20 protein-coding genes are annotated in these 21,483 nt (G+C 65.7%); 5 read left to right on the top strand and 15 right to left on the bottom strand.

What is annotated here, in order from left to right; genetic code table 11:
- Positions 1-179 precede the first annotated feature (179 nt).
- The 5 genes from AWJ14_RS21965 to AWJ14_RS13895 all read left to right on the top strand — a co-directional run bounded on the left by AWJ14_RS21965 (position 180) and on the right by AWJ14_RS13895 (position 5,729).
- Positions 180-1,412 carry a hybrid nucleoside-diphosphate sugar epimerase/sugar transferase gene (locus AWJ14_RS21965; protein ID WP_210183544.1) on the top strand — a complete coding sequence of 411 codons (1,233 nt, stop codon included), beginning with the start codon at positions 180-182 and terminating at the stop codon, positions 1,410-1,412.
- A gap of 78 nt (positions 1,413-1,490) precedes the next feature.
- Positions 1,491-2,420, top strand: coding sequence for an SDR family NAD(P)-dependent oxidoreductase (locus tag AWJ14_RS13910; protein ID WP_066180236.1), 930 nt, complete (start codon positions 1,491-1,493; stop codon positions 2,418-2,420).
- A 2-nt stretch (positions 2,421-2,422) separates the two neighbouring features.
- Positions 2,423-3,697 (top strand): glycosyltransferase family 4 protein, encoded by a 1,275-nt coding sequence (locus tag AWJ14_RS13905; protein WP_066180233.1) that lies wholly within the window; start codon positions 2,423-2,425, stop codon positions 3,695-3,697.
- Between the two features lie 26 nt (positions 3,698-3,723).
- Entirely contained in the window at positions 3,724-4,593 is an 870-nt protein-coding gene (locus AWJ14_RS13900) for a dTDP-4-dehydrorhamnose reductase family protein (protein WP_066180232.1), read from the top strand.
- A 101-nt stretch (positions 4,594-4,694) separates the two neighbouring features.
- Positions 4,695-5,729, top strand: a complete 1,035-nt coding sequence (locus tag AWJ14_RS13895) for a polysaccharide biosynthesis protein (protein ID WP_066180230.1) — start codon at positions 4,695-4,697, stop codon at positions 5,727-5,729.
- Between the two features lie 78 nt (positions 5,730-5,807).
- Here the strand turns inward: AWJ14_RS13895 and AWJ14_RS13890 are convergent, their stop codons facing one another.
- From AWJ14_RS13890 to neuC, 15 genes are all read right to left on the bottom strand, one after another.
- Entirely contained in the window at positions 5,808-7,154 is a 1,347-nt protein-coding gene (locus tag AWJ14_RS13890) for a UDP-glucose dehydrogenase family protein (RefSeq protein WP_066180228.1), read from the bottom strand.
- Positions 7,155-7,308: 154 nt separating this feature from the next.
- Positions 7,309-8,595, bottom strand: a complete 1,287-nt coding sequence (locus AWJ14_RS13885) for a glycosyltransferase family 4 protein (RefSeq protein WP_083220268.1) — start codon at positions 8,593-8,595, stop codon at positions 7,309-7,311.
- Complete coding sequence (locus tag AWJ14_RS13880) at positions 8,570-9,676, bottom strand: N-acetyl sugar amidotransferase (RefSeq protein WP_083220267.1); 1,107 nt, start codon at positions 9,674-9,676, stop codon at positions 8,570-8,572. The genes AWJ14_RS13885 and AWJ14_RS13880 overlap by 26 nt, the downstream gene beginning before the upstream one ends.
- 223 nt (positions 9,677-9,899) lie before the next feature.
- Positions 9,900-10,658 carry an AglZ/HisF2 family acetamidino modification protein gene (locus AWJ14_RS13875; RefSeq protein WP_066180224.1) on the bottom strand — a complete coding sequence of 253 codons (759 nt, stop codon included), beginning with the start codon at positions 10,656-10,658 and terminating at the stop codon, positions 9,900-9,902.
- A gap of 7 nt (positions 10,659-10,665) precedes the next feature.
- Positions 10,666-11,289, bottom strand: coding sequence for an imidazole glycerol phosphate synthase subunit HisH (gene hisH / locus AWJ14_RS13870; RefSeq protein WP_066180222.1), 624 nt, complete (start codon positions 11,287-11,289; stop codon positions 10,666-10,668).
- Positions 11,286-12,746 carry a hypothetical protein gene (locus tag AWJ14_RS13865; protein WP_066180220.1) on the bottom strand — a complete coding sequence of 487 codons (1,461 nt, stop codon included), beginning with the start codon at positions 12,744-12,746 and terminating at the stop codon, positions 11,286-11,288. The genes hisH (AWJ14_RS13870) and AWJ14_RS13865 overlap by 4 nt, the downstream gene beginning before the upstream one ends.
- 227 nt (positions 12,747-12,973) lie before the next feature.
- Entirely contained in the window at positions 12,974-14,071 is a 1,098-nt protein-coding gene (locus AWJ14_RS13860; protein WP_066180218.1) for a DegT/DnrJ/EryC1/StrS family aminotransferase, read from the bottom strand.
- Positions 14,068-14,538: an acyltransferase gene (locus AWJ14_RS13855; RefSeq protein WP_066180216.1), complete on the bottom strand. Its 471-nt coding sequence runs from the start codon at positions 14,536-14,538 to the stop codon at positions 14,068-14,070. The genes AWJ14_RS13860 and AWJ14_RS13855 overlap by 4 nt, the downstream gene beginning before the upstream one ends.
- 4 nt (positions 14,539-14,542) lie before the next feature.
- A complete protein-coding gene (locus tag AWJ14_RS13850) occupies positions 14,543-15,598 on the bottom strand; it encodes a Gfo/Idh/MocA family protein (RefSeq protein ID WP_066180214.1) in 1,056 nt (351 codons plus the stop codon).
- A gap of 95 nt (positions 15,599-15,693) precedes the next feature.
- Positions 15,694-16,344, bottom strand: a complete 651-nt coding sequence (gene hisH, locus AWJ14_RS13845) for an imidazole glycerol phosphate synthase subunit HisH (protein ID WP_066180213.1) — start codon at positions 16,342-16,344, stop codon at positions 15,694-15,696.
- Positions 16,345-16,346: 2 nt separating this feature from the next.
- Positions 16,347-17,117, bottom strand: a complete 771-nt coding sequence (gene hisF, locus AWJ14_RS13840; RefSeq protein WP_066180209.1) for an imidazole glycerol phosphate synthase subunit HisF — start codon at positions 17,115-17,117, stop codon at positions 16,347-16,349.
- A gap of 21 nt (positions 17,118-17,138) precedes the next feature.
- Entirely contained in the window at positions 17,139-18,467 is a 1,329-nt protein-coding gene (locus AWJ14_RS13835) for an N-acetyl sugar amidotransferase (RefSeq protein ID WP_066180207.1), read from the bottom strand.
- A gap of 91 nt (positions 18,468-18,558) precedes the next feature.
- A complete protein-coding gene (locus AWJ14_RS13830) occupies positions 18,559-19,587 on the bottom strand; it encodes an N-acetylneuraminate synthase family protein (protein WP_066180205.1) in 1,029 nt (342 codons plus the stop codon).
- The gene (locus tag AWJ14_RS13825) at positions 19,584-20,285 is read right to left on the bottom strand and encodes a NeuD/PglB/VioB family sugar acetyltransferase (RefSeq protein ID WP_083220266.1); all 702 of its coding nucleotides are present in this window, start codon (positions 20,283-20,285) and stop codon (positions 19,584-19,586) included. Before AWJ14_RS13825 ends, AWJ14_RS13830 begins: the two co-directional genes overlap by 4 nt.
- 11 nt (positions 20,286-20,296) lie before the next feature.
- Positions 20,297-21,481 carry a UDP-N-acetylglucosamine 2-epimerase gene (neuC, locus tag AWJ14_RS13820; RefSeq protein WP_066180203.1) on the bottom strand — a complete coding sequence of 395 codons (1,185 nt, stop codon included), beginning with the start codon at positions 21,479-21,481 and terminating at the stop codon, positions 20,297-20,299.
- Positions 21,482-21,483 lie beyond the last annotated feature (2 nt).

The raw sequence follows: 21,483 nt of genomic DNA, 5'->3' as shown, positions 1-21,483 counted from the left end.
GCCGGGCGGTTCCGGTCAAACGCCGTGGAAATCGGCGTGACAATGCTGTAAGCGGGGGCGTTCCCGGTCCGGCCGGGGAGTTCATGGGCAGGATCGGCCGCGCAGGCGAGGCTCCGGCCGGCAGGCCCGAGCGCGCGAACCGGGCAACATCCTCACCGGTTTCGGCCGGACAGCGCGGCATGGCCAAAGGAATGACCCTGGTGAAACTCGTGGTGACAGGCGCGACCGGATATGTGGGGCGGAACCTCGTTCCGCTGCTGCGGCAGGGTGGCGCGGATCTGCTGCTCGCCGGGCGCGACAAGGCGAAGCTCGCCCGCCTGTTTCCGGGCCAGGCCTGTTGCGATTATGCCGAGCTTGTCCGGGAGGCGCAGGGGGCCGATCTGCTGCTGCATCTGGCAGTCCTGAACACCACATCGCATGAGCCGCCCGAGGCCTTCCTCAAGGTCAATGTCGACGGCGCCCTCGACATGGCGCGCCGCGCACGCGAAGCCGGGATCGCCACCTTCGTGAACCTCTCCTCCACCCATGCGCTCGACCCGTCCAACCGCTCGCCCTATGCGCTCAGCAAGCGGGCCGCGGCCGAGGCGTTGGCCGGGCTCGAGGGCATCAGGGTGCTCAACCTCCATCTCCCCTATGTCTACACGCCGGATTTTGCCGAGCGGCCGGCATTCATCGCGAAGCTGCCCTCCGCGATCGCCCCGCTGGCCTTCGAGGCGGTCGCTTCGCTCAAGCCCACCGTCTCCATCGGGCGGATCGCCGGCGTGATTGGATCGCTCGGCGCCAGCGAGGCAACCCCTGCCCTTGCCGACCCGGCGATCCTCAGCGACGGCCAGGCGGAAAACCGGGTCTACCGCTTCCTCAAGCGCGGCCTGGATCTCGCCTTCGCCCTGGGTGTCGCCGTCGTCTTCTGGTGGGCGCTGGTCCTGATCTGGTTGCTGGTCCGGATAGAATCGAAAGGCCCAGGCATTTTCGCACAGGAACGGGTCGGCAAAGACGGCCGGCCCTTCATCTGCTACAAGTTCCGCACCATGAAGAGCGGCACCGCCAATCTCAGCACGCACGAAGTCAGCGCCAGTTCCGTGACGCGGCTGGGCGCGGTGCTGCGAAAACTCAAGCTCGATGAATTGCCGCAGATCATCAACATCTTCCGCAACGAGATCAGCCTGGTCGGCCCGCGCCCCTGCCTGCCGGTCCAGCGGGACCTGGTGGACGCCCGCCGCCGGCTGGGGGTGCTGGCGCTCAAGCCCGGAATCAGCGGCCTGGCGCAGGTCAACGGCATCGACATGCGCGATCCCGAAACGCTCGCGCGGTGGGACGCGCGCTACCTCGCGCTCCAGTCCCTGCTCCTGGACTTGAAGATCATCCTGGCGACCGCCCTCGGAAGCGGAAACGGAGACAGGGTTGCCAACTAGGCCGATCTCCCGTTCAGTCACACCGGCCGGCCGCACTGGCGGCGGGACAGCGGCGCGCGGCAGAAGGATACCAGCATCATGAAAGCACTTGTCACGGGCGGCGCCGGCTTCATCGGATCGAACCTGTGCCGGCTCCTGCGCTCGGAAGGGCACGAGGTGGCGGTGATCGATTCGCTGCTGAGCGGCTATCGGCGCAACCTGGATTTCGATCCGCAGATCCGCTTCATCGAGGCCGACATCCGCGATGCCGACGCCACCGCGGCCGCCATCGAGGGCTGCGATGTGGTCTTTCACCTGGCCGCCGCAGTCGGCAACAAGCGTTCCATCGACGACCCGCGGCTCGATGCGGACATCAATGTCATGGGCACGGTGACGCTGATGGAAGCCGCCCGCAAGGCCGGCGTCGGCCGCGTCGTCGTGTCCTCCTCGGCCGGCATCTTCGGCGAACTCAAGACCCTGCCGATCGCCGAGGATCATCCGGTCGAGCCCGACAGCCCCTATGGCGCCTCCAAGCTGTTCAAGGAAAAATTCGCGCTCAGCTATGCAAAGCTCTACGACATCGGCGTGGTGGCGCTGCGCTACTTCAATGTCTACGGGCCCAACCAGCGCTTCGACGCCTACGGCAACGTGATCCCGATCTTCGCCTACCGGATGCTGCGCGGCGAACCGATCACCGTGTTCGGCGACGGCGAGCAGACCCGCGATTTCGTCAATGTCGCGGACGTGGCCTGGGCGAACTACAAGGCGGCACTGGCCGATGGCGTCTCGGGCGCCTTCAACCTGGGCAGCGGCACCCGCATCACCATCAACGCGCTCATCGAGATGATGCAGCGGGTGTCGGGCCTCCGCGCCACCGTCGATTACGGCCCGCCCCGGCCCGGCGATGTGCGAGACTCCCTTGCCGATCTCTCCGCCGCACGTGCCGCGTTCGGCTTTTCGCCCTCGGTCGATTTCGAAGCCGGCCTGCGCGACTACATGGCCTGGCTCAAGACGGACATGGCGAGCTGACCATGGATGCCGGACCGCCTGACGGGGACAAGCTCAGGATCCTGATCGTCAGCCAGTATTTCTGGCCCGAGGACATCAGGCTCAACGAGCTTGCCGCCGGGCTGGTCGCGCGCGGGCACGAGGTGACCGTGCTCACGGGCCTGCCCAACTATCCCGCGGGCCGGATCTTCCCCAGCCATGGCTGGCGCGGCCCCTGGACCGAAACGCATGGGGGCGTGCGGATCCTGCGCGCGCCGCTGATCCCGCGCGGGCGGAAGAGCAGGATCGGGCTGGTGCTCAACTATTTCAGCTTCGCGCTGACGGCGAGCCTGGTGGCGCTGTTGCGCATCGGCGCGCGCCATGACGCCGTGTTCGTCTATGAAATCTCGCCCGTGACCGTCGGATTTCCCGGCATGGTGGCCGCGTGGAAGGCCCGGGCGCCGATGTTCCTGTGGGTGCTCGATCTGTGGCCGGAAAGCCTGTCGGCCTCGGGCATGCTCAACTCGCCGCTCGCAGACCGGGTGGCGAGCTGGCTCGCCCGCCGGGTCTATGCCGGCAGCGACGTCATTCTGGCGACCTCGCAAGGCTTCGAAAGCTCGATCCGCCGCGTGGCGGGAAAGCCGCGCGAGGTGAGATGGTTTCCGCAATGGGAGGACCTTCGCAAGGACACGGCCCCGATCGACGCCGCCGGCCTGCCCGGCCTGCCCGACGGTTTCAAGGTGGTGTTCACCGGCAATGTCGGCGCATCCCAGGATTTCGGGACGGTGCTCGCGGCCGCAAGCCTGCTCAAGCAGCGCAAGGACATCCAGTTCGTCGTCGTGGGCGACGGCCACAAGCTCGACTGGCTGCGCGCGCAGGTGGCCGAACGCGGATTGTCCTCGACCTTCCATTGCCTGGGACGGTTTCCATCGACCACGATGCCCGCGTTCTACCGGCAGGCCGATGCGCTGTTGATCTCCCTGCGCGACGAACCCGCCTTCGCGGTGACGGTTCCCGCCAAGCTGCAATCCTATCTGGCCGCGGGAAAGCCGATCGTCTCCTCGGTCAGCGGGGAAGTGAAGAAGATCGTGCATGACAGCGGCGCCGGCATCGGCGTCGATGCCGGCTCGCCCGAGGCACTGGCGGCCGCGATTGCCGGGCTTGCCGCCAGAAGCCCGGACGAGCGGGCGGAGATGGGCCGGCGCGGGCGCGCCTACATGGAAGAACACTACAACATGGACAAGCTGTTCGATCAGCTGGTCGGCTGGTTCCGCGCGGAAAAGAGCGTCCGCGCGGCCGGCGGGCGGGCGCGGCAGTGACGGGAGGGACGACGATGGAGCGGGGCATGCGCATACTTGTCCTGGGTGGCGACGGCATGCTGGGCCACCAGGTCCTCAAGCAGCTGTCTCCGCGCCACCAGGTGGCGGTGACGCTGCGCCAGGACAAGCAGACCTACCAGGCTTGCGGGCTGTTTGACGACACGAACGCGTTTTTCGGCATCGATGTGCGCAGCATCGACCGCGTGAGCGAGGTGATGGCGCAGTTCCGGCCCGATGCGGTGGTCAATTGCGTGGGCATCGTCAAGCAGCGCCCGGCGGCCATGCAGTCGATCCTGAGCCTTGAAATCAACGCGCTGCTGCCGCACCGGCTGGCAGTGCTGTGCCGCCTCTCCGGCGCGCGGCTGGTGCACATGAGCACGGACTGCGTGTTTTCCGGGCGCAAGGGCAATTACCTCGAAACCGACGTTCCGGACGCGGAAGATCTCTACGGCCGCTCGAAACTCCTGGGCGAGGTGGCGGACGAAGGCTGCGTCACGCTCAGGACCTCGATCATCGGCCGCGAACTCAGCCGCAAGACCGGCCTGCTCGAATGGGCGCTGGCGCAGCGCGGCCCCGTCAAGGGATATCAGAAGGCGATCTTTTCCGGCTTCACCACACTCGAGATGGCGCGCATCATCGAGATGGTTCTGCAGGACACGACCGGGGCGCACGGTGTGTTCCAGGTGTCGAGCGACCCGATCGACAAGCATGCGCTGCTGCTGTTGATCCGCGAGCACCTGCATCCCGCGATCGATGTGGTTGCCGACAGCGAGGTCCGGATCGACCGGAGCCTCGATTCGACCCGGTTCCGAAAGACTTTCGGCTACACGCCGCCTTCCTGGGGCGACATGATCGCCGAACTCGCAAGGCCCGGAGCGGCTTCGGCTGCGCCGTGACCGGCGTCCGGTTATCGGGCGGCACGGGTTGACGGAGGTGCGTGAGCCGGGCATCAAACTCCGGGAACGCCTCCGGCCAGCCGAATTCAGGGAAGTCACCGATGTTTGCAGACAAGGTCCTGTTGATTACCGGGGGGACAGGCTCCTTCGGCAGCGCGGCGGTCAAGCGCTTTCTTGACACGGACATCCGCGAGATCCGCATCCTGAGCCGGGACGAGAAGAAGCAGGATGACATGCGCAAGCATTACAATCATCCCAAGCTCAAATTCTATCTCGGCGACGTGCGCGATCCGGCGAGCGTCGACCGGGCCATGCGCGGGGTCGACTACTGCTTTCACGCCGCCGCCCTCAAGCAGGTGCCGTCCTGCGAGTTCCACCCGATGGAAGCGGTGCGGACCAATGTGATGGGTACCGAGAACGTGCTCGAAGCGGCCATCGCGCACCGGCTCAAGCGGGTGGTGTGCCTGTCGACGGACAAGGCCGTCTATCCGATCAACGCCATGGGCATATCCAAGGCGATGATGGAAAAGGTGATGGTCGCTGCCTCGCGCAATCTCGACCCCGCGCAGACGGTGATCTGCGGCACCCGCTACGGCAATGTCATGGCCTCGCGCGGCTCCGTGATCCCGCTGTTCATCGAGCAGGTCCGCGCCTGCAAGCCGATCACCATCACCAATCCGGACATGACCCGCTTCATGATGACGCTGGACGAAGCGCTGGAACTGGTGATCTACGCCTTCACCCATGGCCGCAACGGCGACATCTTCGTCCAGAAGGCGCCGGCGACCACGGTTTCGGTGCTGGCGAAAGCGATCACCGGCCTGTTCGGGAAACCGGATCATCCGATCCGGGAGATCGGCACCCGGCATGGCGAGAAGATCTTCGAAGTGCTGCTGAGCCGCGAGGAATTCGCCATCGCCGACGATCTGGGCGGCTATTACCGGATCCCCGCCGATGGCCGGGACCTGAACTACTCGATCTTCGTGGAAGAGGGCGAGGCCCGCCTCAACCAGATGGAAGAGTACAATTCGCACAACACCAGGCGCCTCGACGAAGCGGAACTGCGCGAACTGCTGATGAAGGTGAGCCATGTGCGCCATGCGCTCGCCGGAACCCAGCCCGACCTCTACGAGTAAGGCGTTCCCGCTTCGGCGGCATCCGGGTCACTGCGCAGGCCGGCTCGCCCGGCTTCGCGAACGGTCCGGTCAGCCGGGTCACTGCGCAGGCCGGCTCGCGCGTCCGATGCCGATGATTTCGAGCCCATAGCCCGCGGCGACCGCCGGGTCGAAGAGATTGCGGCCGTCGAAAATGACCGGATGCTTCAGCTTCCGGGCGATCTCCGCCATATCCGGCGAGCGGAAGCTCTTCCATTCCGTCACCAGCGCCAGCGCGTCGGCGCCGTCCAGCGCCGCCTCCTGAGTCGGTGCCAGCACCAGGTCGGAACGGTCGCCATAGACCTGCCGGCAGGCGTCCATGGCCTTCGGATCATAGGCCTGCACGCGCGCGCCGGCCGCCCACAGCGCCTCCATCAGCGTGCGCGAGGGCGCTTCGCGGATGTCGTCGGTGTTGGGCTTGAAGGACAGGCCCCAGAGCGCGAAGGTGCGTCCGCCGAGATCGCTGCCGAAGCGCGCGCGGATCTTGTCGAACAGCAGCGTCTTCTGGCGGTTGTTGCGGGCGTCGACCGCCTCCATCACCACCGGATCGATGCCGTGCTCGCGGGCGGTGCTGATCAGCGCGCGCACATCCTTGGGAAAACAGGAGCCGCCATAGCCGACGCCGGGATAAATGAAATGATAGCCGATGCGCGGATCCGAGCCGATGCCCAGGCGCACCTTCTCGATATCGGCGCCGATCTTGTCGGCGAGATCCGCCATCTCGTTCATGAAGCTGATCTTGGCGGCGAGCATGCAATTGGCGGCGTATTTGCTGAGCTCGGCGCTGCGCACGTCCATGACGAGGATCTTGTCGTGATTGCGGTTGAACGGCGCGTAGAGCTCGCGCAGCACCTGCTCGGTGCGGCCGCCGGCGGTCTCGACCCCGAGAATGATCCTGTCGGGGCGCATGCAATCCGCCACCGCAGCACCTTCCTTGAAGAATTCCGGGTTGGAGACGACGTCGAAGCCGAGGTCGGCCAGCCCCCGCTGCACAAGCCGGGCCTTGACGGCGGCCCTGACCTGGTCGGCCGTGCCCACCGGCACCGTCGACTTGTTGATGATGATCTTGGGCTCCTGCATCGCCGAGCCGACCAGGTCGGCGACCTCCAGCACGTGCCGCAGGTCGGCCGAGCCGTCCTCGTCCGGCGGGGTTCCGACCGCGATGAAGATGATGGCGGCGGATGCCACGCCAAGAGCCTGGTCGGCGGTGAAGGTCAGCCGCCCTGCCGCCTGGTTGTCGCGCACCAGGGCTTCGAGACCGGGCTCATAGATCGGCACCCTGCCCTTCTGCAGACCGGCGATCTTCCCGGCGTCCACGTCCACGCAGGTGACATCGTGACCGACATCGGACATCGCGGCCGCCAGGACCAGTCCGACATAGCCGGTTCCGAAAATCGCAATCTGCATGGGAGCAATTCTCCGCTTCCGATTGTTTCCCGTTAACGGGCCGGTGCCTTCGTAAACCGCGCCATTCCCGCAAAGTCAAGCAGAGCGGCGCTCCGGCGACCGCTGCCGCCCGCCGAACCCGGGCGCCGGAGGCCTGCTCCGGCAAACGCTCCGGTCATTTCCGCCCGGCCCGCCGCGCGTCGAGGCAGCGCCGGAACACGCCGAACAGCAGCGCGGCATTGCGCTCGGCGCTGAAATTCCGCTCGGCCAGCGCCTGCGCCTCCCGGCCCATGGCCCTGGTCCTGTCGCGGTCGGCGGCGCAGGCAAGGATCGCCTCGGCCAGACGCTCGGGCGCATGCGGCGGAATGGTCAGCCCGGTCACGCCGTCGATGATGGTGTCGTCCGTCGGATCGGTCACCGCCACGATGCTCGGCACCGCCGAAAACGCAGCCTCGAAAACCGGCCGGCCGGGCGCATTGAAATGGGAGGGAAAACACAGCACATCGAGATGCCGGTAGGCCTGGGCGATATCGCCCATGAAGCCAAGCATGTGGAAATCGCTCTCAAGCCCATAGTCCGCGATCCTGGCCCGGACCTGCGCCTTGATGTTCTGATTGAGCCCCAAGGCCTGCAGCACGCGGGCCTTGAGCGACGTGGAGGGGCGCGCGTCGTCGCCGACGATGACATATTCGACATCGCCGCCGCGCTGCTTGACGATCCGGGCGGCCTCGACCAGATCCTGGATCCCCTTGACCTTGAGCAGATTGCCGACGAAGCCGACCCGCAACGCGCCGGGCCGGAGCCGCGCGACCCGTTCCAGGAAGGCGGCATCGGGCGCGCCCGCCGGCTTGGGCGTGAAGGCATTGTGGATGACCTCGACCGGCAGGTCCTGCGGCAGGCTCTGGCGCACCGTCTCGTCGATGGCGATCACCGCATCGGCGCTGTCGCGCAGGACCGCATTGACGAAGCGGCTGCGCCAGGCCTTGCGGTCGAGGCGGGCGACGGACCGGACATGGACCACGACCGGCACACCGTAGCGCCGCCTGGCGAGCCACATTGGCAAAAGGCCGGTGAACTCGTTCAGGTGGATCAGGTCGATGTCCGGCCAGCGCCGCTGCGCTTCCCGGAGAGCGGAAAACGTCGCCGGCAGATTGGCGATCTCGCGCAGGATCACCAGCCAGCGCAAGCCGCGATAGTGGCTGTACTGGGTGTTGTCGAACTGGCTCAGGCCGGACACGGCAAGCACCTGGCCCAACTTGCCGAAAAACCCCTCCACGGTACCGCGCGGGGTCAGGAAATGGGCTTCGATCTCCCCGGGGAAGGCGCGCACGGCCTCCGTTAGGCTGCGCGACGAGCCGCCGAAGGCGCCGGTGACATGGATGAAGAGAACCTTCATCGGGCGCGTGCGGCCCGGCGTGCCGCTGGCTTCCGCCGCTTCAGCCGACATGGCGTCGCGTCGCATTGACCAGCTTCTTGGCAATCTCGAAGATCCTGTGGCTGGTCTTGTAGTCCTCGAAGGTCCTGGTGGGTGCGGCCATCATCGCATCGAACTCCGCCTCGGAGAATCCGAGCTTCTTGATCGTGTATTCGCGATCCTCCTCGAGCAGGTGCTCGGGATAGACCGGGAGTTCCATCTGCTCGAGTGCCTCTTGCCGGGTCATCTGCCCTGAGAGAACGAGATTGGAGTAATGCGCCTTGCGCTTGTCGATGCCGAACTTCCGCGGCAGGATATAGGCTTGGTAGAACCGGGTGTAGATCGACTCGTAGTGCTTGCCGCCGTAATAGACCCAGCCCAGCCGGGTCTGGAGCACGTCCATGGCCTCGGCCTTGTCGTAATGGACATAATTGAGGATGGAGACCATGCGAATGCGGCGCAGGAACACGAAATAGGCGAGCTTGATCAGCGAAAAATGCGGATAGCTCGACAGCCGTGACGAGCCGAACCGGCGGTGCACATCCTTGATGTAGCGCCAGTCGAAATATCCGTAGCCCCATTTCTCCGGCAGGATCGCCTCCGAGACCACATTGGTGCCGGTGATGACATGCCTGAGCCCGTGCCTGGCCGCCTGCTGGTACAGCAGCGCAAAAATGGCGTGGTCGGTCGGCACCTCGCCGTCGGGCGTCGAGGCCTTCAGGAAGGACGACTGCAGGTTCCTGAACTCCTCCCAGTTGAGAACATGGGTGTAGAGATCGATGCCGAGCGTGTTGAGCGTCTTCTCGATGTTGGCGACCGCGAGTTCCGAGTTCCAGCCATTGTCGAGATGCACCGCCAGCGGGCGCAGGCCCAGTTCCTTGACCAGCCAGGCGACATAGGTGCTGTCCACGCCGCCGCTCACGCCGATGACGCAATCATAGGGCTTGCCCGCCCCGGCCGCCCTGATTTCCCCGATCAGCGCCTGCAGCCGCTGGTCGCGGTCGCCGACGGGGATCAGCCGGGTCCTGGCGACCAGATCATAGCGATGGCAATGATTGCAGACACCATCGGCATCGAAACGGATGTCGGGGTCGGTGGTGTCCATGATGCAGCGTGTGCAGACTGTCATGCGGCTTTGCTCTCGCGAAGGTTCGGGTCACCGGCTCTCGGACAGGTCATAGCCTCTGTGGCATGATCAGCAAAGGTATTTCGCCCGCGCACCGGGCGCCGCGGGCAGATGGGAAAAGGAAAACACGGTCGATGCGACCAAGTTTCGTCCTGCCGCCCGGTATCGGCCGCGTCTTTCAAAGACGATCCCGCCCGGGGAAACGACACTGCTTTTGGGCTGCCTCTCAGCCGAGCACCGCTTCCAGCCGATCCCGCGGGGGATAGGTGATCAGCACCGCCTTGTGCGGACCCTGGAAGACGAACATCGCCCCGGCGGCGACCGCGGAGGCGCCCTTCTCCTTGGCAGCCCTGAAGTCCTCGACGCGCCCTGCCCCGCCGGAGGCGATCACCGGCAGGCTGACAGCGGCCGAGACGGCCTCGACGAGCGCGAGATCGTAGCCGGCCATCGTTCCCTCGTGGTCGACGGAGGTGAGATAGATCTCTCCCGCGCCCAGCGCCTCGAGCTGCCGGGCCCATGCCACCGGGTCTTTCTCGGCCACAGGGGCGCCGCTGGCGGAGTAGACCCGGGGAGCGCCGAAAAGGGTCTTCTTGACGTCGATGGAGACGATGATCGCCTGGCTTCCGAACTCCTCGGCGGCGCGTCGCACGAGGTCCGGCGTGGCGAGCGCCGCATGGTTGAGCACGACCTTCTCGACCCCCGCCTTGAGAATGGAGCGGATGTCCTCCACGGTCCGGATGCCGCCGCCATAGGCCAGCGGCATGAAGCATTCGGCGGTGATGTTGCCGATCGTCTCGAAGGCCGGCGGCCGACCTTCCCGGGATGCGGTGATGTCGAGAAGGATCAGTTCGTCGACTTCCTTGGTGTTGAATATCTTGATGGCATTGATCGGATCGCCGACATAGACCGGCTTCGAGAACTTCGTGGTCTTGACCAGTCCGCCCTGCCTGAGCAGCAATGTCGGTATCACCCGCGTGGTCAGCATCTGGGCTCTAGGTCCTCGAGGCGAAGTTGTTGAGAAACCACATGCCGTAGCGGTGGCTTTTTTCGGGGTGGAATTGCGCGCCGCGGATATGCCCCTTCTCGAAGGCCGAGGTGAAGTGAAACCCCGCATAGTCGGTTTCGAGCAGGACGTCGGCCGGATCGGCGCAGACCACATGGTAGGAATTGGCGAAATAGAAGCGCAGCCGCTCCGGCGGCTCGCTCAGAAGCGGCGACGGCTTCTGCCCGCGGACCTCGTTCCAGCCCATATGCGGCACGCGCATGCCGGGATGATCCTGGCTGCGAAACCGGACGGAGCGCGCATCGACCCAGCCCAGGCCGGCCTCGCTGCCTTCCTCGCTCGCCAGCCCCATCATCTGCATGCCGAGGCAGACGCCCAGGATCGGCACCCGCTGTTCGAGCACCTTGACATGGAGCGCCTCGACCATGCCGCTGGCCTTGAGCGTGCGCATGCCGGCGTCGAACGCGCCGACGCCCGGCAGGATGATCTTCTCGGCCTCCATCACCTCGTCGGCCGTGGTCGCAAGGCGCGAGGCGACGCCCAGCTTTTTCAGCATGTTCTTCATCGATCCGAGATTGCTGGTGCCGTAGTCGATGATGGTGATGGTGCTCATGCCGCAACCGTGTCCTTGTCCGGCGCGTCCGGCGCCGCCCCCAGGCTTTCGAGGAGGGCTTCGACCCGGCCGGGAAAATCACGCTCGAAGAAGTACCGGCTGGTTTGCTCGGGCACAACACCAAAGGCGCGGTTGCGAACGAGGCCCGCAAGATCCGCCGGTGTCGCGATCAGGCAGGCCCCCGGCACCCCGAGCAGGTCCGCCATCGCCTCATGCGTTTCGAGCGCGAGAATGCCTGTGGGCGTGCCGATTCCCAACGCATCGTAGTGGCAGGCGGAGGAAATGCTGATGTGCAGGTCGGACCGGGCGATCAGCGTATCGGTGCCGATGGCCGACGTCCCCGGCTCGATCACGACCCGCGGATCCTTGCCGAAGCGCTGCGCATAGAAATCCTGGTCGCCATCATAGGCCGGATGCAGCTTGATCACGAGTTCGAAGGTCGCCTCGCAGAGCTGCAGGAAACTGGCGATGAAGTCGCCCAGCGCCTGGCGAGCGATGCCCTGGGTGCTGAGCGTCAGGCGCGGAACGCCGCCGGGGCGGAAGTGCGCCGCGCGCTCAGCCCGCGCCCTTTCGAGAAACGGCGCCCCCACGGGCCGCACCCGGTCGTTCAGGTGCAGCCACGAGGCCTGCAGCACATCGGCGGAAAACGCGCCGTAGACCGCGAACACGGTGGGAACCAGCAGTCCCGTCGCCTCCGCCGCGGAGAGGTCCGGCGGCAGCGCGTTGGGGTGGGCATGGGTGAAGACGCCATGCTGCATCTCGATGTAGGGAATGCCCGCTTGCGCGGCCGCGCGCATCAGCCCGAACTGGCCATTGTCGGGACAGAGCACGGCCTTCGGGCGCACCCGCCACAGCACCAGACGGTAGAGCAGAACGCGCCACCAGAACACGTTGTAGACACGGCGGATCCGGGCCGGGGTATAGTCCCCGAAGCCCAGTTCGCCGCCGATCGCCCGGGAGATCGCGTCGAAGGCAGGGCTGCGCACCGCCACCGGCAAAACCCGTCCCAGAATGGCGCTGAGGGCGATCACCGCGGTATCGTCGAACACCGGCGGCGTGGACGCCCGGGCCATCCTCTGCTCATAGCCGACCGCATCGCAGGACGACATCTTGACCATGCCGGGCATCACCGGCTTGAGATCGTCGAAATAGATGTCGTCGACCCCGTCCGGGGTCTCGCGGCGATAGGCGGAATCGAAGGTCTTGCAGAGATAGGGCGCGCGCTTGAGCCCGAAAAAGCGGACGAAGCCCCGCACCAGACTGCCGAGCACCCGGCCCCGACCGACCGGGGCGCGTTCGAGGCTCAGCCCCTGGATCCTGACCGCCACCTCGAAGCGGATGAGCTGCCAGACCGCGGTCCCGCGGACCCGCTGCACGAACACGCCGGTGCGCCGTTCGAACTCGCGCACGAAGCCCGCGACCTCCGCATCCGTCATCTTTCCGTTCACGTCATTCATGTACGCCTCGGGACCGCAAAGCCGGAACGCAGCCTTTCCAGGGGCAACGGGCCGGGACGCCGGGAAGGCACTGACGCGCGAGGAAGCGGACAATCCGGCCTGTCACCAAGGCCCGCGCCGCTCCCAGGAGGCCACTTGTTTGCAAGGCAACACATGACAAACCCGCCGGGATGTGTCCACTGCAAATGGCGACGGCGCACCGGGAAAGGCCCCCTGCCGGCGGCATGTCAGCCGAAGAAGGATTTCAGGGCCTCGCTGACCTGCGCCACGTCGGCCTCGCTCATGTGCTCGCCGATCGGCAGGCTGAGCAGGGTGCCGGCGGCCTGGTTCACGAACAGGTCTTCGCCGCCCTGGTCGAGATAGTCGTAGGCGCGCAGTTGCGGCAGCGCGACCGGGTAATGGATACCGGTCTCGATCTCCTGCTCGGCGAGCCAGCGCCTGAGTTCGTCGCGCCGCCCGGTGCGGATGACGAACAGGTGATAGACCTGCCGGGCCCAGTTGGCGCGGCGCGGCAGCACGATCTGTTCGAGGCCGGACAGCTCCGCCATGTAGCGCTCGGCGAGCGCGATGCGATGCCGGGTCCAGCCGTCGAGATGCGGCAGCTTGGCCGACAGCACCGCCGCCTGGATCCCGTCCAGGCGCGAGTTCCGTCCTTCGAACTCATGGTCGTATTTGGCGATCCGGCCGTGATTGGCAATCTTGCGGGCCTTGTCCGCAAGCGCGGCATCATTGGTAACGATCGCGCCCGCATCGCCATAGGCCCCGAGATTCTTGCCCGGGTAGAAGCTGAAGGTGGCGATGTCGCCGAGCGTGCCCACCGTCCGGCCATGGCTCGTGGCGCCATGGGCCTGGGCGCAATCCTCGATGATCTTCAGGCCGGTCTCGTCGGCCAGCGCCCTGAGCTCGCTCATGTCGCAGGGGTGGCCGTAGAGATGCACCGCCATGACGGCCGAGGTTCGCGGCGTCAGCTTCGCCCGCACCGTCTGCGCCGTCAGCGTGTAGTGGCCCGGGTCCACATCGGCGAACACGACGCTGAGGCCCGCGCGCGTGACCGCTTCCGAGCTTGCGATGAAGCTGTTGCCGGGCACGATCACCTCCGAGCCCCGCGGCAGCCCGAGCGCTTCAAGCGCGATCTCGATCGCGTCCGTTCCGTTGCCCACCCCGACGCAGCACTCCGCGCCGAGCCAGGCGGCGAATTCCTCCTCGAACTTCCGCGCATAGGGACCGCCGACAAAGGCCGCATCGGCGATCACGGCGGCAATCGCCGCGTCGATCTCCGGCTGGATCGAGCGGTACTGCGCCTTGAGGTCGAGGAACTTGATCATGGCAGGTTCCTGAGTTTGCGGCAGGGATTTCCGGCATAGATCCCCGGCTCGGCAATGTCGCGCGTCACCACGCTCCCCGCCCCGATCACCACCCCGTCGCAGATGTGAACAGGGAGGATGGTGGCGTTGCTGCCGATGGAGACATGGCTGCCGATCACGGTGCTGCGCCATTTCGAGGTGTCGCCGCGCGCCGGCCCGCCATCCCCGAACAGGTCGTTGATGAACATCACGCCATGGGCAATCACGCAGTCGGCGCCGATTTCCACGCATTCGCAGATGAAGCTGTGGGACTGGACCCGGGTGCGCGCGCCGATCGTGACACCGCGCTGGATTTCGACGAACGGACCGATGAAGGCCCCCTCGCCGATGCTGCAGCCGTAGAGATTGACCGGCTCGATGACGGTCACGCCCTCACCGAAGCGCACGTCGGCGGCAATGCCACTGCTGCGGATCTGCGGCTCGGCCATTGTGCTAGCGCCCGAGCCTGGAATGGACCGGCCGCACCGGCAGGAGCACTTCCTTGCCGGTCTCGACCGATTCGTAGATCGCATTGATGAGCTCTATGCTCTTTCGCCCCTCCTGTCCGTCAACGCTCTGGGCGGCGCCATTGGCAAGGCAATCGACCACATGCTCGTAATACATCTGGTGGCCGAAACCGTAGACATTGGGCGGGTTCACCGAGTATTTCTCCATGAAGCCCTCTTCCTCCTGACGGCCGTCCGCGAAGTTCCAGGTCCTGAGCCGGTTGACGGCGAAGCCGCCGACCTCGACGGACCCCGTGGCGCCGAGCAGGGAGATCGAACCCTCGAGATCCTTCGGCCGCGCGGCCGTGGTTGCCTCGATCAGGCCGAGCGCGCCGTTCCTGAACTTGAGCAGGACGACGGCCGTATCCTCGGCCTCGATGTCGACCAGTGCGGTGGCGCTCTTGGCGAACACGCTCTCGACCTCCCCCATCATCCATTCGAGAAGATCGACGTGGTGGCTGGCCTGATTGGTCAGAACGCCGCCATCCATCGCCCAGGTGCCACGCCAGGGATCCTGGTCGTAATAGGACTGGTCGCGGCACCAGCGCACCCTGACGGTGCCCATGATCAGCTTGCCGAACCGGCCTTGCTCAAGAGCTTCACGCAGCTTGACGACAGGCACGTTGAAACGGTTCTGCTTGACCACGAACAGCGGCGCGCCCGACGCCGCGCAGGCCGCGATCATGGCATCGGCGTCGTCGAGCGTGAGCGCCATCGGCTTTTCGACGACGATCGGCTTGCCATGGGCCGCAAGCGCGATCACGTGTCTGGCGTGATTGCCGCTCTCGGTGAGCACCACCACGACATCGACGTCGCAGGCCGTCATCATCTCGTGCATATCGGTGAAGGCGGGCACACCGAATTGCCGGCCGATCGCCGCCGCCTTGGCCTCGACGATGTCGCAGACGGCGACCAGGCGCGCGCCCTCGATCTGGCCGTGGCCGAGAAGTTCGGAATGCCGCTTTGCGATCCGGCCGCATCCGACGAGGGCAAAATTGAGCATTGTCCGCCATCCAGCCTGTTTTGCGTGACGTCCCGAGCTTATCACATTCCGCCGTGACCGAAACGGCGCCACCGGCGCCCGTCGCGTGCAAGCTCTCAGAGATTGATGAAACGCTCGAGAAAGCCCAGGCCCGCCGGGCCGCTTCGTTCCGGGTGGAACTGCACGCCCATCAGGTTGTCGCGCCTGACGGCCGCGGTGATGGGGTTGCCCCCATAGTCGACCACCGCAAGGCGATGGGCGGGATCGGACGGGGTGCAGTGATAGGAATGCACGAAGTAGAAGCAATCGGGGTCGGCGCCATTGGCCAGCGGCGTGGCGTTCCAGGCTTCCGGCGAGACCTCTGCGGCCGGGCTCACCTCGCCCCAGCTGATATGCGGAACCCGCAGCGGCGCGCCGTCCTTGGCCGTGCCGGGGATCCGGTCGACGATCCCGGGAATGAAGCCGAGCCCGGTATGCTCGCCGAATTCGGTCGAGCGGTCCATCAGCAGCTGCATGCCGATGCAGATGCCGAGAAACGGACGCCCGGTATCGACGAAACGCCGCAGCGTTTCATCGAGGCCGAGATCGCGCAGCGCGCCGATCGCCCGTCCGAAGGCGCCGACACCGGGCAGGATCACCTTGTCGGCCGACAGGATGTCGGACGCGGCCCGGGTCAGGTTCGGCTCGCAGCCCGCCTGCTTGAGCGCGTTGCAAACGGAAAAGACATTGCCGATGCCATAATCGACCACGACGACGGATGTGCTCATGGCTAAACCATCTCCGGCTTGTGTGCCCGGACCGGTATTGCCGCCCGGGCCAGGTCTTCGCGCAGGCCGCCGAAGGTGACGGCATCGGTGTGGAGGGCCTTGGCGAGCGACACCGCGGTAGCACCCGCGCCCACGGCCTCGGCCACATGCGCACTGCCTGCCGCCCCGCCCGAGGCGATCACCGGGATATCCACCTCGCGCGTCACGGCGGCGATCAGATCGAGATCCATGCCCTTCATGGTGCCGTCGCGGTCGATGGAGGTGATGAAAATCTCGCCGGCGCCAAGCCGCGCGCCCTCGACCGCCCAGGCGATGACGTCGCGTTCGGTGTGGTTGCGACCGTTGTCGGTCATGGCTTCCCAGCCGCCCTGCGGCAGCCGCTTGGCCTCGATGGAGAGAACCGTCGCCTGCGAGCCGTAGGTGTCGGAGATCTCGCGCAGGATGTCCGGCCGCTTGGTCGCAGCGGTGTTGATCGCCACCTTGTCGGCGCCGACATCCAGCAGCTGCTTGACCGACTTGAGATCGCCGATGCCGCCGCCGACGGTGATCGGCACGAAGGCTTCCTGCGCCACTTCCCGGACGATGTCGGAGAGATTGTTGCGCTCGTAGAGGCTCGCCACCACATCCATGTAGAGCAGCTCGTCCGCGCCCTGCTGGTAATACAGCTTGGCGCGCTCGGCCGGATTGCCCATCTTGCGCCAGCCTTCCATCTGCACACCCTTGATCAGGTGCTGGAGCTTGACGTCGAGCCGGGCGATGAGGCGGATGTTCATGGTCGATCCCCGCGGGTGCGATCAGTTCTCGTCAAAGACCCGACGGCGGAGTTTCCACTCGCCATTCTCGTAGGTCCACAGATGCGGCGAGCGGAAGCGGTTGGCCAGCGCATCGAAATAGTCGCGGTCCATGACCGGCGCCTCGAACTGCCTGGACGCGTCCGGGAATTCCTTCTCGGGCAGGCTGAGATATTCCATCAGCTCGTCGGCGAACCGTTCCGGGAACTCGCCGTCGTAGCGGCGCACCAGGGCGACGCCCTCTTCGCGCTCGATGTCTTCGGAGCGGATTTCCTGGGCCGCATCATAGGTGGTGCGACCGATGCCGAACTTGATGAAGGTGGTGTAGTAGTGCAGGTCGTCGATGCGGTCGTCGATCGAATTGTATTTCGAATAGGTCCCCGGCGTGCGCTCGGGAGAGGCCTCGAAACCGCCGTGCTCGACGGCGAAATAATAGGCCGCCTGCGGGTGCCACTTCAGATAGTAGCCGAGGTAGTGCACCTCGATGCCCTTGCGGATGAGTTCTTCCGGATTGGAGGGGCGATAGACGTCGAGATCGACCGGACGCACCTTGTAATCCTCGAGCAGCGACTGGATCGAGGTTCCGCCCAGGAAGATCTCGCTGTCGGCCGAATTCGAGAAATAGGAGAAATCCCGCTTTGCGGAGGTGTTGTCGGCAATCGGGTTGCCGTATTCGGCTTCGTTCTCGCCGTAGAAGATCAGCGGAATGTCCATGCGCGCCGCCATTTTCGGCGCATAGGATTTCTGGCCGAAGATGAACGGCTGGAAGGGATGGAACAGGTTTTCGACCGCCAGGCGGGTGATCAGGCGCTTGACGCGGCCATTCGGGGTCAAGAGATAGTTGTCGAAGCCGGAGTGAATCCAGCGCTGGAAGTTGCGCCAGCCCCATTCGGTGTAGACATGCGGCGCCCAAGTCACCGTCAGCGGATTCATGCCGAATTCGTATTTCAGCATCCACGACTGGTAGAAGCTGTCCTTGCCGCCGGAGCCCGGCACGAGGCAGTCGTAGTGACCATTGCGCGAGCGGTATTTGTCGCACAGGGCCTGCAATTCGCGGCGGCGCTCTTCCCAATCGATATCGCCGTGCTTGCGCTCGGCCATGCGGCAGGCGTCGCAAACGCCTTCGGAATCGAAATTGATGGTCTGCTTCTTGCTGTCCTTGGTGTGCTTGTGCTCGACAGTCGAGTTCGGACGCTGGTTCGAGATCACGCAACGCGAGCAGAAAGCCACGTTCTGGGGCAACCCGTAATAGGTTTCCGGATTGTCCTGACTGGGAGCATACTTGGCCAGGTCCAGTTTATCTTTTCGCGGATCCGAGTGGATAAAGCTCATGAAAAGTCCTGTCTTCGGTCTGATCTCGTTTCGCGGTGGTTAACCGCAATCACGGGTGAGCGCAAGGCAAAAGCCCGCAGCAGGGCCGGGTTCAGGCCATATCGGCGTCCTCCACAGGCGCGAATGCAACAACGCTGCGCGCGAGCCTCTTGCCGATGAGACCCTTGAGACGGGCCGGCGGCAAACCGGTCTCGGGCCTCAGCGGCACCAGATCGCCGGCTCCAATGACATGGCCCTCCGGCAGGGCGCGTCCGAATTTCAGGCCTTTCCTGACCAGCGCGCGGGTTTCCATCTCGACCGGACGCGGCGCCTTGACGCCGTCACCGCGAATGAGTTCGGCGCGGCGGATCCCCTCGATCATGGCCCTGAGTTCGCCGGGCTCCAGCGAGGCGGAATGATCCGGCCCCTCCATGGTGCGGTCGAGCGTGATGTGCTTCTCGACCAGCTGCGCGCCGGCCGCGACCGCGATCGGCGCGACCTCGATGCCGGCGGTATGGTCCGAATAGCCGACCGCTTCCCCAAGCGCCTCGGCCATGGTGGTCATGGCGGCGAGATTGACCTCTTCGAGCGGCGTCGGATAGGCGGAGGTGCAATGCAGCACCACCAGATCGCCCTCGTGGCCGAGCCCCTGCCAGACCTGCCGGATGCTGCGCACGCACTCGGCCACCTCTTCCAGCGTGGCCATGCCGGTCGACAGCACGATCGGCAGCCGCGCCTCGGCCGCCACCTCGACCAGGGGCGTGTTGGTGATCTCTCCCGACGGGATCTTGATTCGCCGGATCCCGAGATCGATCAGAAACCGCAGCGAAGCCTCGTCGAAGCCCGTCGACATGAACTCGATGCCGCGCGCCTCGCAATGGGCCACCAGTTCCTTGTGATCGTCGAAACTCAGTTCGAGCGACTTGAGCAGCCTGTACTGGTCGAGCTCCGCATCGTTCTTCTTCTGATAGGCAACCGCCTCCGTTCCCTCGACGATCAGGTCATCGGCCCGGAAGGTCTGGAACTTGGCCGCATCAGCGCCGGCATCCGCCGCCACGTCGATGAGCCGGCGGGCGATATCGAGATCCCCGTTGTGGTTCACTCCGATTTCGGCGATGACAAAGCATCTCTTCGCGCTCATTTTGACTCCCTGGGCCGTGTGGTCTTGTTCAAGGGACGCGCCGGCGTCCCACCATAGGTTCCCGGCTCCGGCAGATCGGCCACCACCGCGGCGCCGTTGCCGATCACCACGCCGGGGCCGACGCGCATGCCGTGGCGAATGCTGGCGTTCGATCCGAGGAACGAACCGTCGCCGAGAGAAGCGCCGCCGGCCAGCACTGCTCCGGGAGCGAGATGGGCAAATGCGCCGACCTCGCCATCATGTTCGACCACGGCGGCGTGGTTGACTATAACACCATCGCCCAGCCTGGCGAGAGTGGCGACCACCGCTCCGGCGCAGACCACGACTCCACGGCCGACCTGCGCCGACGGGCTGACGATCGCGGCGGGATGCAGAACCGAGGCCGGCGCGAACCCCTTGTGCAGATAGGCCTCGAAAAGCCGCCTGCGCAGGGCCGGGTCGCCCACCGCGGCGATGAACCGCCAGTCCGCCGGCTCTGCCGCGATCCCGGTTTCATCGGCGACGCAGGGACAGATCGGAAAGCTCCAGCCGGCCGCAGCCTGGGGATCGACCACCAATAGCCGCGAGAACCGGCCGCTGAGAAAGGCCGCCTCGGCCACCACCCGGCCATGACCGCCGCCGCCCAGGACCAGAAGCCCCGGCAAGGCATGCTGCGGCGTTGTCCCGGAAGCCGCGCCGCTCTCATCCGTGGCTGACATGATCCCGACCCTTACCCTTTCCGGGGCACGCCCGGCAGATCGCAAAACGGCTTGCGCCCCAGCGATCCGAACTGCCCCGTCTCCAGCACAGAAACAATCCTGCCCGTGGCATTGCCGGGCCGGCCATAGGGCGGCTCGGCATCCTTGAGGTCCTTGCGGAACGCGGGGTCGAGCGCCCTGGCAATTCCGGCCCCGATGGCATCGGCGGTCTCGGGGACATCGATGATGCTGCGCGCCCGCAGGCGCCCCTCCTGCCGCGAACCGATATTGACCGTCGGAACGTCGACGGCCGGCGCCTCAATGATGCCCGAGGACGAGTTGCCGATCACCATCGCCGCATGCTTCATCGCGGCGAGATAGCGCAGCTGGCCAAGCGAGGAGACCAGCCGCACCCGCTCCGGGCGCTCCGCCTGGTAGCCTTCGAGCCGTTCGTTGATGCGGCGCCCGCCGGGATCGGCATTGGCCTTGGTGATCACCAGCTTGAGATCAGGAAACGCTTCGAAGGCCTGGAGCAGCGCTTCGAGGCCGGCCAGCGGCCCGCCCTTTTCCATGGTCGCCGGATGGTAGGTGACGAGCGCATAGTCCGCATCTTCGGGCAATCCAAGATCGCGCATCAGCTCTCGCCTGGGAGGCAGCTCCAGCCGCAGAAAATTGTCGAGCCCGATCGCGCCGACATTGAAGGTCCGTTCGGGCGCCTCCCCCATCTGGATGACCCGCTGGCGATAGTCTTCGGCGGCGGTGAAATGCAGATGCGCCATCTTCGTGATCGCATGCCGGAACACCTCGTCGACGGCGCCGAGCGTGACTTCGCCGCCATGGGCATGCGCCACCGGGATGTGCAGGAAGGTCGCCGCCGTCGCCGCGGCAAGCGCCTCGAACCGGTCGCCGAGCACAAGCAGCAGGTCGGGCTTCAAGCGCTCGAGCGCCGCGAGAAATCCGTCGGTTGCACGGACATAGGCGCGCCCCATGCCGGCATCGCTGTCGTCCTCGTCGAGGCACGGCACCGTGGCATCGATCTCGAATCCGTCGTCCCGGATGAAGCGGATGGTTTCGCCGAATTGCGGCGCCAGATGCATGGCGGAGGCGATGATCTGAAGTTTGAACCGCGGATGATCCCGCAAATCACGCATCAACCAGTAGAGAAGACCGTAATCGGCCCTGGTTCCGGTCGCGATGCAGATGCGTGATCGCTCCATGA

This window comes from Parahoeflea olei (genome assembly GCF_001703635.1).
GTDB lineage: Bacteria > Pseudomonadota > Alphaproteobacteria > Rhizobiales > Rhizobiaceae > Hoeflea > Hoeflea olei.
This window is presented reverse-complemented; position numbering and strand designations above follow the sequence as displayed.

Coding starts and splice junctions, on each gene's coding strand:
- AWJ14_RS21965 (WP_210183544.1), top strand. CDS start 180: ATGGCCAAAGGAATGACCCTGGTGAAACTCGTGGTGACAGGCGCGACC.
- AWJ14_RS13910 (WP_066180236.1), top strand. CDS start 1,491: ATGAAAGCACTTGTCACGGGCGGCGCCGGCTTCATCGGATCGAACCTG.
- AWJ14_RS13905 (WP_066180233.1), top strand. CDS start 2,423: ATGGATGCCGGACCGCCTGACGGGGACAAGCTCAGGATCCTGATCGTC.
- AWJ14_RS13900 (WP_066180232.1), top strand. CDS start 3,724: ATGCGCATACTTGTCCTGGGTGGCGACGGCATGCTGGGCCACCAGGTC.
- AWJ14_RS13895 (WP_066180230.1), top strand. CDS start 4,695: ATGTTTGCAGACAAGGTCCTGTTGATTACCGGGGGGACAGGCTCCTTC.
- AWJ14_RS13890 (WP_066180228.1), bottom strand. CDS start 7,154: ATGCAGATTGCGATTTTCGGAACCGGCTATGTCGGACTGGTCCTGGCG.
- AWJ14_RS13885 (WP_083220268.1), bottom strand. CDS start 8,595: ATGCGACGCGACGCCATGTCGGCTGAAGCGGCGGAAGCCAGCGGCACG.
- AWJ14_RS13880 (WP_083220267.1), bottom strand. CDS start 9,676: ATGACAGTCTGCACACGCTGCATCATGGACACCACCGACCCCGACATC.
- AWJ14_RS13875 (WP_066180224.1), bottom strand. CDS start 10,658: ATGCTGACCACGCGGGTGATACCGACATTGCTGCTCAGGCAGGGCGGA.
- hisH (WP_066180222.1), bottom strand. CDS start 11,289: ATGAGCACCATCACCATCATCGACTACGGCACCAGCAATCTCGGATCG.
- AWJ14_RS13865 (WP_066180220.1), bottom strand. CDS start 12,746: ATGAATGACGTGAACGGAAAGATGACGGATGCGGAGGTCGCGGGCTTC.
- AWJ14_RS13860 (WP_066180218.1), bottom strand. CDS start 14,071: ATGATCAAGTTCCTCGACCTCAAGGCGCAGTACCGCTCGATCCAGCCG.
- AWJ14_RS13855 (WP_066180216.1), bottom strand. CDS start 14,538: ATGGCCGAGCCGCAGATCCGCAGCAGTGGCATTGCCGCCGACGTGCGC.
- AWJ14_RS13850 (WP_066180214.1), bottom strand. CDS start 15,598: ATGCTCAATTTTGCCCTCGTCGGATGCGGCCGGATCGCAAAGCGGCAT.
- hisH (WP_066180213.1), bottom strand. CDS start 16,344: ATGAGCACATCCGTCGTCGTGGTCGATTATGGCATCGGCAATGTCTTT.
- hisF (WP_066180209.1), bottom strand. CDS start 17,117: ATGAACATCCGCCTCATCGCCCGGCTCGACGTCAAGCTCCAGCACCTG.
- AWJ14_RS13835 (WP_066180207.1), bottom strand. CDS start 18,467: ATGAGCTTTATCCACTCGGATCCGCGAAAAGATAAACTGGACCTGGCC.
- AWJ14_RS13830 (WP_066180205.1), bottom strand. CDS start 19,587: ATGAGCGCGAAGAGATGCTTTGTCATCGCCGAAATCGGAGTGAACCAC.
- AWJ14_RS13825 (WP_083220266.1), bottom strand. CDS start 20,285: ATGTCAGCCACGGATGAGAGCGGCGCGGCTTCCGGGACAACGCCGCAG.
- neuC (WP_066180203.1), bottom strand. CDS start 21,481: ATGGAGCGATCACGCATCTGCATCGCGACCGGAACCAGGGCCGATTAC.